General features: G+C 69.2%; 10 protein-coding genes. 8 read left to right on the top strand and 2 right to left on the bottom strand.

Annotation, left to right across the window (positions count from 1 at the left end; translation table 11 throughout):
- Positions 1 to 10: 10 nt before the first annotated feature.
- The 8 genes from G7Y49_RS02100 (at position 11) to tsaD (ending at position 10,591) form a co-directional block, all read left to right on the top strand.
- The gene (locus G7Y49_RS02100) at positions 11 to 343 is read left to right on the top strand and encodes a hypothetical protein (protein ID WP_165170771.1); all 333 of its coding nucleotides are present in this window, start codon (positions 11 to 13) and stop codon (positions 341 to 343) included.
- 82 nt (positions 344 to 425) lie between these two features.
- Positions 426 to 701 carry a hypothetical protein gene (locus G7Y49_RS02095; RefSeq protein WP_165170769.1) on the top strand — a complete coding sequence of 92 codons (276 nt, stop codon included), beginning with the start codon at positions 426 to 428 and terminating at the stop codon, positions 699 to 701.
- 50 nt (positions 702 to 751) lie between these two features.
- On the top strand, positions 752 to 3,808 hold the full coding sequence (locus tag G7Y49_RS02090) for a BadF/BadG/BcrA/BcrD ATPase family protein (protein WP_206214521.1): 3,057 nt from the start codon (positions 752 to 754) through the stop codon (positions 3,806 to 3,808).
- A complete protein-coding gene (locus G7Y49_RS02085; protein ID WP_165170765.1) occupies positions 3,805 to 4,959 on the top strand; it encodes a hypothetical protein in 1,155 nt (384 codons plus the stop codon). Before G7Y49_RS02090 ends, G7Y49_RS02085 begins: the two co-directional genes overlap by 4 nt.
- Before the next feature lie 230 nt (positions 4,960 to 5,189).
- Entirely contained in the window at positions 5,190 to 6,053 is an 864-nt protein-coding gene (locus G7Y49_RS02080) for a bifunctional 5,10-methylenetetrahydrofolate dehydrogenase/5,10-methenyltetrahydrofolate cyclohydrolase (protein WP_165170763.1), read from the top strand.
- Positions 6,054 to 6,055: 2 nt separating this feature from the next.
- Positions 6,056 to 6,904, top strand: a complete 849-nt coding sequence (locus tag G7Y49_RS02075) for a formate/nitrite transporter family protein (RefSeq protein ID WP_165170761.1) — start codon at positions 6,056 to 6,058, stop codon at positions 6,902 to 6,904.
- A 71-nt stretch (positions 6,905 to 6,975) separates the two neighbouring features.
- Positions 6,976 to 7,497: a tRNA (adenosine(37)-N6)-threonylcarbamoyltransferase complex ATPase subunit type 1 TsaE gene (gene tsaE / locus G7Y49_RS02070; RefSeq protein ID WP_206214520.1), complete on the top strand. Its 522-nt coding sequence runs from the start codon at positions 6,976 to 6,978 to the stop codon at positions 7,495 to 7,497.
- A 394-nt stretch (positions 7,498 to 7,891) separates the two neighbouring features.
- On the top strand, positions 7,892 to 10,591 hold the full coding sequence (gene tsaD / locus G7Y49_RS02065; RefSeq protein ID WP_241157222.1) for a tRNA (adenosine(37)-N6)-threonylcarbamoyltransferase complex transferase subunit TsaD: 2,700 nt from the start codon (positions 7,892 to 7,894) through the stop codon (positions 10,589 to 10,591).
- 81 nt (positions 10,592 to 10,672) lie between these two features.
- On the opposite strand, the gene G7Y49_RS02060 is transcribed toward tsaD, so the two are convergent.
- Positions 10,673 to 11,374, bottom strand: coding sequence for a 5'-methylthioadenosine/adenosylhomocysteine nucleosidase (locus G7Y49_RS02060; RefSeq protein WP_165170757.1), 702 nt, complete (start codon positions 11,372 to 11,374; stop codon positions 10,673 to 10,675).
- Positions 11,375 to 11,485: 111 nt separating this feature from the next.
- Entirely contained in the window at positions 11,486 to 11,980 is a 495-nt protein-coding gene (locus tag G7Y49_RS02055; RefSeq protein WP_165170755.1) for an S-ribosylhomocysteine lyase, read from the bottom strand.
- Between the last annotated feature and the right edge of the window lie 106 nt (positions 11,981 to 12,086).

Below are 12,086 nucleotides of genomic sequence, written 5' to 3'. Positions count from 1 at the left end.
GGGATTGATCATGGCAAAGAAAATTGGAGTGCTCGTAGAGCTTGACTACTGCGTGGGATGCTCGGCGTGCCAGCTGGCGTGCCAGAACTACTACGACCTGCCTGTGACCGACACGTACATGCGCGTGTTCCTCGGGAAGCCTGATGTGGTTGACGGCCGTCACGAGATGTTCATGTCGCCGTATCCGTACCGCCTCGACAAGTGCGCGTACTGCCTGGAGAAGGAGGAAGGCAACGCTCCCTGCGCCGCCATCTGCATCTCCCATGCGCTGCATGTTGGCGAGCTTGACGAGATCAACAAGCTGGCAGATGAGACTGAGGGTCACTTGGCGGTATATCGCTAGGTTTGGCGTCTGAGGCTTTGAGTTGAGCTTGGCGGGCCGGGGCGTGAAGCCCCGGTCCGCCTTTCGCTAGGAGGGAAGTGCCATGACGTTTTCCTGCACCGACTGCTCCCGTTGCGGGAAGTGCTACGACAAGCGCTCGACGTGCGCCGTGTGCGGCGGCGACATTAACCTGCTCGATGACGCTTGTCCGAACTGCGGCGAGCCCATCACCGATGCGATGCGCTCCCGTGCCAAGCAGGCCTACCTTGCGAAGAAGAAGGTTGAGCATGAGCAGATCATCGCGCTTGCGGCGGCGGCAAAAAAGCGTCGTGAGGCGAATCAGACGCCGCGGCCTGTCTACCCTTGGGAGCAGGGATAAGTTCCATGGGCGTCTCAAGCAAGGAGGGCTCCGGCGCAACGCCGCTTCGCATGGGTATCGACATCGGGTCGAAGACCATCAAGATCGTCGTACAAGACGATGATGGAGAACTGTTGTACTCAAGCTACGATCGACACCTCTCCAACGTGAGGGAGACACTCTCCTACGTGGTGCGCAACGCCATGCGACGCTACCCGAGCGAGCTGTTCGCGGTGGGCGTTACCGGCTCGGCGGGCATGCAGCTGGCGGGCGCACTGGGCCTTCCGTTCACGCAGGAGGTCGTCGCCTGCCGCCGGGCGCTTGAGCGCCTCATCCCTGAAGCCGACGTTGCCATTGAGATCGGCGGGGAGGACTCCAAGATCCTCTTTCTGTCCGACGGCGAGGAGCTGCGCATGAACAGCACGTGCGCAGGAGGCACAGGCGGCTTCATCGACACCATAGCGGGCATGCTGGACGTCAACGCCGAGAAGCTCAACCACCTGGCGCACGGATGCGCCACCATCCACCCCATCGCCTCGCGGTGCGCGGTGTTTGCGCAGATGGACGTGAGGCCCTTGTTGAACGAGGGCGTCTCGCGCGAGGACATCGCCGGCTCGGTCTTCGACGCGGTGTCTGTCCAGTGCATAGCCGGGCTGGCATGCGGGCGGCCCATCACGGGCAAGGTCGCCCTGCTCGGCGGGCCGCTTCATTTCCTATCGTACTTGCGCGGGCGGTTCAAGGAGCGCCTGGGGCTTTCCGACGAGGACATGCTGGTGCCCGCCGAAGGACACCTGTTCGTCGCCCAAGGAGCTGCTTTCGAGGCTCGCGGCGAATCGTCCTGCACGCTGGCGCAGCTGCTGGATCAGCTGGAGGGCGTTTCCTGGGATGACGGCGCCACCCTCTCGCGCCTCGAGCCCCTGTTCGCCTCGCGTGACGAGCATCGCCGTTTCGCAGACGAGCATGCGCGCTGCCGCGCACCTCGCGCTGGCCTGGCAAGCTATGAGGGGCGCGCTTTTCTGGGCGTGGACTCGGGGTCGGAGGCGATCAAGTACGCGCTGGTCTCCGAGGACGGTCGCATCTTGCGCACCGGGTACGAGCGTTCGGCGGGAAATCTCATGGAAGTGGCGCGTGACATGCTGTCCGACCTGTGGAAGCGCCTTCCGCGCCTGCATGACGGCAACCCGGCTATCACTATCGCGCACGCTTGCGTCACGGGATATGGCGAGGGATACCTCAAGCAGGCGTTCTCGTTCGACTCGGGCGAGGTGGAGACGGTCTCCCATGTGCGCGCGGCACTCGAGCTTGTTCCTGACGTGGACTTCATCTTGGACATCGGCGGTCAGGACATCAAGTGCGTCTACCTGCGCGACGGGGCGGTTGACGACGTGGTCTTGAACGAGGCGTGCTCGAGCGGATGCGGGGCGCTGCTCTCGGGGATGGCGTGGTCGATGAACGTGCGGCTCGATCGCTTCGTCAACGCGGCGCTTACGGCTGAGAACCCCGTTGACCTGGGGACGCGTTGCACGGTGTTCATGACCTCGCGCGTGCGGCATGCGCAGAAGGAAGGCGCGAGCACGGGGGACATATCGGCAGGGCTCGCGTACTCCGTGGTGAGAAACGCGCTCGAGAAGGTCATGCGCGTACGCGACGCGTCCGCCTTGGGCGAGAGCATCGTGGTGCAGGGCGGGACGTTCTCCAACGACGCAGTGCTGCGGGCCTTCGAGCGCGTATGCGGTCGCACGGTGCACCGACCGGACATCGCCGCCTACATGGGGGCATACGGCGCTGCGCTCATCGCGCGGGAGCGCGGGCGCGGCCAGTCGACGTCGGCGCTGCTTTCGCGCGAGCGCATGAGGGGGCTTTCCTGCGCTGGAAAGACGGTGACGTGCCGTCGCTGCCCAAACGCCTGCACGCTCATGGTCACGACGTTCTCTGATGCGGGGGAGAGGCGAACCTTCACGGTGGGAAACCGCTGCGAGCGCGGTGCGGGCGAGCAAGCGCATCCTGGGGGGATGCGTGCGGGGGCGTCGAGCACGAGGACGCTACCTGATCTGTTCGACTGGCGCTATCACGCCCTGTTCGATCGTCCCTCGCTTGAGCTGAGCGACGCGCGACGCGGGGAGATCGGCGTGGTGCGCGCCCTCGACATGTACGAGACGTATCCGTTCTGGCATGCGCTCCTGTCGGCGCTTGGGTTCCGCGTCGTGCTGTCTTGCGGCGAGCTGCGAGGCCGGGCTTTGGAGACTATACCGTCTGAGTCGGTGTGCTATCCGGCGAAGCTCGCCCACGGTCAGCTGCTCGACCTGATCGACCGCGGGGTGGACACCGTCTTTCTGCCCCTTGTGGACGGCGTGAGCATGCCGAGGTCTGCCTGCCCGGTGGCGGCGGGCTACGGCCTCGTGCTCGCGGAGAACGTGAGCACGGCGGATCGGCAGAAGGTCCGCTTCGTCATGCCGCAGGTCGCGTGTCTGCTGGGGGACGCGCGGGATGATTTCCCGGATGCGGCCGCAGCGCTCGCAGAAGTCGTTCGCGCGTCGCTTGCGTCGGCGTGGCCTGACGTCACGCGTGCTGAGGTCGACGTGGCGGTACGGGCAGGACGTGCCGCGCAGAGCGCTTTCAGGCGCGCCCTGCGGGCGGAGGGCGCGCGCGCCTTGGAGCAGATCGCCGCGTCAGGCGCGCGCGGCATTGTGCTGGCGGGCCGTCCCTATCACGTTGACCCGGCGGTTCACCATGGCATTCCGGGGCTCTTGCGATCGTGCGGGTACGCGGTGCTGACTGACGACTGCCTCGGTGCTCGGCAGGCGCCTGGCGCGGGGGAGCGCTTGTGGGAGTATCCTGACCGGCTGCTGGCGGCGGCGCAGCTCGTCGCGCGTCACGACGAGCTCGAGCTGGTTGAGCTGTGCTCGTTCGGCTGCGGCTTGGATGCCGCGGCGTCTGACAAGGTGAGGGACGTCCTGCGGGCGTCCGGGAAGATGATGACGATGCTCAAGATCGACGAGATGTGCGATCTTGCGGCGGTGCGCATTCGCATAAGGTCGCTGGCGGCGGCACAGGCGGGCATCATCGGCCTCAGGACGCGTGAGCTGCGGGGCGGCATGGCAGACGAGAGAGCAAGGGGTCTTCGATGAGAGAGCGTCTGATCATTCCCCTTCCGTCCGATTGGCACGGGGGGTTCCTCTCTGCGGCGGCGCAAGGCGCCGGCTTGGGTGCGCATTTTCCGACGGAGGCGGACGCTGACGCGATTCGCCAGGGACTGTCGCTGGTGAACAATGACGCGTGCTTCACGGCCGTCGTGGCCGTGGCACAGGCTCATCGCGCCGTGCAGGCGCAAGCGGGCGCGGGCATCCCCGGCGAGTCGGCTGACGTGTGCGTGCCGATGCTGTGCCCGGGATGCCGCTGCAAGGACATCCCCTTCTTCGTGGAGCGCGGCTTGCGCGAAGCGGGGTTGCCAGGGATCACGCTGCATGACTTCAACGAGCTCCTCCGCGGCGCCTCCTCTGCTGAGCAGCGCTGCCTTGCACATGCCCTCATGGCGGGTGACCTGCTGCTTCAGCTTCGGCTGCGCATGCGCCCCCACTTGGAGGGGCCGCAGGTGCCCTATTTCGACGCGCTTTCCGAGAGCTGGCGCGGCAGGGTTTTGGAGATGCTGCGTTCGGGAGAGCCGTTCGACGCGAGGAGCTTCATGCGCAATCTCGACGACGAGGCGGCGCGGCTTCTGCCGACGGCCCGCCTCTCCAAGCCGCGCGTCGGCGTTGCGGGGACGGCGGCGGCGCTGTTCTGCCCGTCCGTCAACGGGGGCTTGCTCCAGGTGCTCGAGGAGGAGGGCTGCGAAGTGGTGGCTCCGTACCTGTCAGGCCTGGTAAGCTATGCTCTTCATGCCCAAGGCGCAGAGGGGACGTTCCTCGAGGAGGTGGATGGCCTGTGTGCGTGCGCGAGCGAGGGGCTGCGCGTCATTCCGCACGCCGTAACCTACGAGCGGGCGAGAAGCGCGGGGCTGCGCTTCGTCCCCGAGCTGCTCACTCATGGTCTGGGCTGGTCTTTTGCGGGTTGGATGAGCATTCTCATCGACGAGGGCGTCACTGACATCGTCTACGCGAGCGTGTTCGGCTGCCTTTCGGGGCACGTGGTCGGGCGCGGGGTCCTGCGCCGCCTTCGTCGTTACGGCTCGGGCGCGAACATAGCCACCGTGGAGTTCGACCCAGGCACGAGCAGCGTGAACCAGGTGAATCGCATCAAGCTCATGGCTGCAGTTGCCAGGCAGGGACGCGAGCGGGGCTGAGGCTTCGCCGTGCGCGCGGAAGGGGTGGGCGGCCTCGCGCCCTGCTGCCTCGCATCCTCGCATCCTCGCGCCTCGTCCTCGCGCTCTGCTGTTCGGGGCTCTTGCCGCATGTTGAAGATCATGGAGCTTCGCGGGGTTTGGCGAGCCGACGGGCATACTGCCGTCGCATTGTCCTCGCTTATCATCTAAGATAGACCGATCTTCTGAGATGGCGGAAAAGAGGGGGTTTGATGGTGAGGTTGCTTGCCGGCAGGGAGGTCGTAGATTCCCTGGAGGATGATCTGGCGCCGCGCGTGGCGTCGCTTGCCGCGCGCGGCATCACCCCCACGCTCGCCGTCGTTCGCATGGGCGAGCGTCCCGACGACCTCTCCTACGAGCGCACGGCCGCCAAGCGCGCCGCGGGCCTCGGCATCGGCGTGCGCTCGCTCGCGCTGGCCGCCGACGCGCCCTTCGACGAGCTCGCGCGCGCCATCGAGGCCGTGAACGCCGACGCCTCCGTCCACGGCTGCCTCATGTTCCGCCCGCTCCCGTCGCACATCGACGAGGCGCGCGCCTGCGACCTGCTGCTTCCCGCGAAGGACGTCGACGGGATCACGAGCTCGTCGCTCGCGGGCGTGTTCGCCGGAACTCCGCAGGGCTTCCCGCCCGCCACGGCGCAGGCGTGCCTCGAGGTGCTCGACCACTACGGCGTCCCCGTGGAGGGCAAGCACGTGGTGGTGGTGGGGCGCAGCCTCGTCATCGGCCGGCCGGTGGCCATGATGCTGCTCGGCCGCAACGCGAGCGTGACGCTGTGCCACTCGAAGACCGAGGACCTCGAGTCCCTCACGCGCCTGGCCGACGTCGTGGTCTGCGCCACGGGGCGCCCGCGCGCGTTCGGCGCAGCGTACTTCAGACCCGGCCAGACGGTGCTCGACGTGGGCATCAACTTCGACGCGCAGGGCGCCCTGTGCGGCGACGTCGACTTCGACGCCGCAGGGCCCGTGCTCGGAGATGCGGGCTCCATCACGCCCGTGCCGGGCGGCCTCGGATCGGTGACCACGAGCGTCACCATGGCGCATGTCGTGCAAGCAGCGGAAAAGATCGCGGAAGGATAGCCATGCCCCTGTTCACCCCCACTGAGATCACTGACAACTACATGAGCGCCTCGGTCGGCAAGGCGGCCTCTCCCGCGTGGCGCCTGCTCGTGCTGGGCGTGGCCGCGGGCCTGCTCATCGGGCTGGGCGCGGTCACCTCCTCCACGGCGGCGCATGCGCTCGACAACGCGGGCCTCGTGCGTCTGGTGTCGGGGCTCATCTTCCCCATGGGGCTCATCATGGTGGTGCTTTTGGGCACCGAGCTGTTCACGGGCAACGCCCTCATGGTGACGGCGGCGCTCGACGGGCGGATCAGCTGGGGGCGCCTCGCGCGCAACTGGGCGATCGTGTACGTGGGCAACCTCGTGGGCGCGGTGGCGCTCGCGGCGCTCATGGCGTTCTTCGGGCAGCTCAACATCGGCGGCGGCGATCTGGCGGTCTACACGGCGAAGGTGGCGGCGAGCAAGGACGCGCTGCCGTGGGGCAACGCGTTCGTGCTCGGCATCTTCTGCAACCTCATGGTGTGCATCGCGGTGTATTTGGGCAACGCCGCCCAGGACGCGGCGGGGCGCATGATGGGGCTCTACGTTCCCGTCATGGGGTTCGTGCTGGCGGGCTTCGAGCACTGCGTGGCCAACATGTACTACATCCCGGCGGGCATCTTCGCGTACCTGAACCCCGCCTACACGCAGATGATCGTCGACGCGGGCATCAACACCGCCGTGCTCGACTTCGGCACGTTCGTCACGGCGAACCTCGTCCCCGTCACGCTCGGCAACATCGTGGGCGGCGTGCTCGTGGGCGTGGTGATGTACGCCTGCCACGGCACGAAGAAGGCGAAGAAGGCGGAGGGGAAGGCGGCAAAGGCGTAAGTTCGCGCATTTTCCCATGCGGTGGGTACCGCGAGCCTGCGTGCCGTCGCGCTTTGGCGTATGATGATGACATGGCGAGTGGACTCACATATCTGCGCAAGACCGGCTCGGCTGAGGCGACCAAGCAGCTGGCCTCCACCCTCGCGCCGTTTCTGCACGAGGGTGACGTGGTGGTGCTGAACGGCGACCTCGGCGCGGGCAAGACGCAGTTCGTGCAGGGCGTGGCGGCGGCGCTCGGCGTCACCTCCCCGGTGACCAGCCCCACCTTCAACATCCTGCTCACCTACGACGAGGGGCGCATCCCGCTGCACCACCTCGACCTGTACCGCCTCGATGATGCGAGCGAGCTCGAGGACATCGACTACTACGCGCTCATCGACGGCGACTCCGACGGCGCGACGTTCGTGGAGTGGGCCGAGAAGTTCCCCGACGAGCTGCCCTGCGACTACCTCGAGATCACCATAGCCGTCGACGCGGCGGGCCAGCGCATCGTGCGCGCGCACTCCTGCGGCGCCCGCGCGCGCCAGCTGCTGTTCGTGTGGGCGAGCGACTCGCGGTCGCGCCTCTCGAAGACGGCGGGGGGCGCCCGCTGACCCAAGCGGCCCCTTCGCCGCATCTGCTAGAATGCACAACGCCAGCAAAGTCCGACACGGGCGGTGCCTCTCGAGAGAGGAGTCGCCTTATGCTGAAAGAAATTCTGAACTTCGTGCTCTACGGGTTACCGGCATGGGTTGCGGCGCTTGCCTCGCTGCTGCCCTTGTTGCTCGAACGACGGAAAAATAAGTGATCGGATGGTGAGCGGGAGAAGCAGAAGGGGTCGACTGCAACCGACCCCTTGATTCGAAAACACCGCGCCGCCCGTACCCTGTCAACGAAACGCGGGCTTTGCTGGCGTAGCTCAGTATATCATGGCGCCGTCTTGGTAAGCAAGGCGGCGCCCGTGCGAGACGTGCTTTACGGAGGTTTGCGAAAGTGCAGGCACAATACGTGTTGGCGTTTGACACGGCCAACGAGGTGATCTCCATCGGCGTGGGCGCGCTTGACGCGGCCGCGCGCTCGGTCGCGCTCGTCGCGGCTGTCGAGGTGGCGGCGCGGCGCGCGTCGAACACGCAGCTTCTGCCGCGCATCGACGCGCTGCTTCGGGACGCGGGCGTGGCGCGCGGAGACGTCGCGTGCGTGGCGGTGGGGCGCGGCCCGGGCTCGTTCACGGGCGTGCGCATCGCCATGGCCACGGCCAAGGGCATCGCGAGCGCGCTCGAGGTGGGCCTCGTGGGCGTCTCGACGCTCGACGCGGTGGCGTGGGGCGCGTGGGGCGCGGGCGTGCGCGGGCACCTGCTCGTGGCGGCTGACGCCATGCGCAAGGAGGTGTACCCGGTTGAGTTCGACGTGAGCGACGCGGGCGTGGTGCGCCTTGGCGAGGATCGCGTGGTGAAGGCGGAGCTGTGCGCGCGGGAGTACGCTGTCGCTCCCGCCGCCGTCGAGGGCTCGGGGCAGCTCAGTCGCTCGGACAGTCCTGGCTCGCTCGGAAGCGCCGCCGGCGCTTCCGGCTCGTGCGGAACTCGCTTGGTGAGCAGCCCCGAACTCTCAACGGCTCCCGACGCTGCGGAGGCGGGGCAGGACTCAGTCGCTCAGACAGTCCTCGCTTCGCTGCGGAACTCGCTTGGTGAGCCCCGCCCCGCCTCCTCCGCTTCCCCCTCAGACCAGCTGCTCATCACGGGGGACGCGCTCAAGAAGTACGCCGATTCGTTCTCGGCGTGCGGTGCGCTGCTGCCCGAGGACCAGTGGACGCCGACGGGCGCGGGCCTGCTGCTGGCGCTGCAGGCGGCGTGGCGCGCCGGCGAGGCGGACCCCCTCGACGCGCGCCGGCACGACCCGGCGTTCGCGCTGCCGGTGTACACGCGCCTGTCGGACGCCGAGGAGGCTGAGCGCGCGCGCCTCGCGCGCGCGGACCAGGCGCTCGCCGGCGCGCGCGGCAGCAAGCACGTCACCATGAACGACACGGCCATCGCCAACGCGCGCGCGAACGGCGAGGGCATCGCCTACAAGCCGCTCGACGCGGCGCACGTGGCCGACGTGGCGGCGCTCGAGGCGCGCATCATGGGGTCTGACGCGTGGAGCGAGGCGCTCGTGGCCGACGAGCTGGGCCGCGCTGACCGCGTGTGGTGGGCGGCCTTCGCGGCCGACCCCGCCATGCCGCTTCCGCCTGACGCGCCGCTCGTGGGCTATGCGGGCGGCTGGGTGGTCGACGGCGACGTGCAGATCCTCAAGGTGGGAACCGCGCCCGAGCACCGCCGCCGCGGCATCGCCGCCGAGCTCGTCGCGCGCGTGGCCGCCGACGCGCGCAACCTGGGCGCGCGCACGAGCTCGCTCGAGGTGCGCGCGGCGAACGCGGGCGCGCAGGCGCTCTACGCGGCGCTCGGCTACGAAAGCCTCGGCGTGCGCCCGCGCTACTACTCCGACGGCGAGGACGCCCTCATCATGAAGGCGGAGACGCTGCCCGCCGCGCGCAAGGACGTCGCGGGCATGGAGCTGCAGCGCTTCGATGATGGGGACGCCGCGTGCGGGGACGCGGGCGCGGGCAGCGCAGGCGCGGAGGCCGAAAGCGCCTCAGGCGCAGGCGCTTCCGCGGCTTCCGAGCCCGTCCGCCCGCTCATCCTCGCCATCGAGTCCTCCTGCGACGAGACGGCCGCCGCCGTCGTCAACGGGGACGGCGTGCTGCTCTCCGACGTGGTGGCCTCGCAGATCGACTTCCATGCGCGCTTCGGCGGCGTGGTGCCCGAGATCGCGAGCCGCAAGCACATCGAGGCCGTCTGCGGCGTGTGCGACGAGTGCCTCGACGTGGCGGCCGCCCGCCTCGGCGGCGCGCCGGGCAGCCTGCGCTGGCGCGACCTCGACGCCGTGGCGGTCACCTACGCGCCGGGGCTCGTGGGCGCGCTCGTGGTGGGCGTGGCGTTCGCGAAGGGCGCGGCGTGGGCGGCTGACGTGCCCTTCGTCGGCGTGCACCACCTCGAGGGCCACCTCTACGCGAACAAGGTGGGCGCGCCTGACTTCGCGCCGCCTGCGGTGGTGTCGCTCGTGTCGGGCGGCAACACCCTGCTCGTGCACATGCGCGGCTGGGGCGACTACGTCACGCTCGGCGCCACCATCGACGACGCGGTGGGCGAGGCGTTCGACAAGGTGGCGAAGGCGCTCGGGCTGGGATATCCCGGCGGCCCCGTGATCTCGCGCTACGCGAAGGACGGCGACCCGGACGCCATCGCGTTCCCGCGCGCCATGATGCACTCGGGCGACCTGCGCTTCTCGCTCTCGGGCCTCAAGACCGCGGTCGTCACCTACGTCAACCAAGAGCGCGCGGCCGGGCGCGAGCTCAGCGTGCCCGACGTCTGCGCGAGCTTCCAGCAGGCGGTCGTCGACGTGCAGGTGGCGAAGGCGCGGCGGGCGCTCGAGGAGACGGGCGCGCGCACGTTCTGCCTCGGCGGCGGCGTGGCGGCCAACCCCGTGCTGCGCGCGGCCTACGAGGAGCTGTGCGCGAAGATGCGGGTGCGGCTGGTCATGCCGCCTCTGCACTCGTGCGGCGACAATGCGGGCATGATCGCGCTCGTGGCGCTCGATCGCTTCCGCGCGGGCAAGTTCTTCGGGCTCGACGCCGACGCCTGGGCTCACGCCGACCTCGACGAGCCGTACTAGCGCGCCGCGGGCCGTCCCGGCCCAGGGCGCGCTTCGGGGCCTCGGGGCTTCACGGCACGCGCGCTCGTGCCGCGTGGGCCGCTACTCCCAGCTCTCGAGCAGCTGCCGCACGATGGCGGCGCAGTCGGCGGCGGCGCGCGCCTCGAAGACGGGGTAGTCCACGGCGTCCGACCCGTCGGCCTTGTCGGATATGGCGCGCACGATGCCGCACGGCACGCCGCCCAGCCAGCACGCCTGCGCGATGGCGGCGCCCTCCATCTCGCAGCACGCGGCGCCGAACGCGGCGCGGATGCGGGCCTTCTCCTCGGCGTCGCGCACGAAGCGGTCGCCGGAGGCCACGCGCCCCTCGTGCACGCCGACGCGGCACGTCGCGCGCACCGCGTCGGCGAGCCGCTCGCGCAGGCGCGCGTCGCAGGGGAACGCGAGCGCGTCAAGCCCCGGCGTCTGCCCGGGCGCGTACCCGAGGTTGCAGACGTCCATCAGGTGGTTCACGGCGTCGGTCGCCACCACCACGTCGCCGATGTCGATCGCCGCGTCGAGCGAGCCGGCCACGCCGGTGTTCACCACGTGCGTGACGCCGAAGCGGCCGATGAGCACCTGCGCGCACACGGCGGCGTTCACCATCCCCACGTTGCACCGCACCACCACGGCGGGCGTGCTCCCGACGACCCCCTCGTGGAAGTCCATGTTCGCGCAGGTGGTGACGCGCGCGTCACCGAGCGCGCGGCACAAGGCCTCCACCTCGACGTCCATGGCGCCGATGACGCCGACCTTCACCGTCATGCCGTTCTCCTTCCGCGTCCGGGCGCAAGGCCGCGCATCATGCGCGCCTGCGCCCTCGCCCGCGCTCGACCATCCTTCTGCCTGCCGCGCCTGCCGCATCCGCCTTCTGCGCTAGTCGAGCAGCGCGGGGTAGGCGGTGTGCGCCTCGTCGAGCACCTCGAGCGTCTCGGCCACGTAGCGGCGCGCCCACCACTTCGCCTGCGCGAGGTCGGAGTCGTGGTAGTTGCCGCACTCCTCGGGGCGCGCGCCGGGGATCTCGCCCTCGAAGTCGCGCGCGAACGTGAACAGGCGCAGCACCAAGTCGGCGACGTCAGCGGGCTCGCACGCGCCGAACACCACCAGGTAGAAGCCCGTGCGGCAGCCCATGGGCCCGAAGTAGACCACGCGGTCGGCCCATTCGGCGTCGTTGCGCAGGAAGGTGGCGCCGAGGTGCTCGAGCGCGTGCACGGCGGCGGTGTCCATCACCGGCTCGCGGTTCGGCGCGGTCATGCGCAGGTCGAACGTGGTGGTCACGCAGCCGGTGGCGGCGTCCGCGTCGCTGCGCGACACGTACACGCCCGGCTCGAGCACGGTGTGGTCAACGGAAAAGCTGGCGATTCGCTCCATGGGTCAAACTCCTTCGGATGATGCTCGGATGCCGCCCGGCGGCGCGCGGGCGCGCAATGCGCGCGGGCACGCGCGGGTGCCCAGCGGCGCGCAGGCGCACGCGGGC

This window comes from Adlercreutzia sp. ZJ242 (assembly GCF_011038995.1).
Classification (GTDB): domain Bacteria; phylum Actinomycetota; class Coriobacteriia; order Coriobacteriales; family Eggerthellaceae; genus CAAEEV01.
This window is presented reverse-complemented; position numbering and strand designations above follow the sequence as displayed.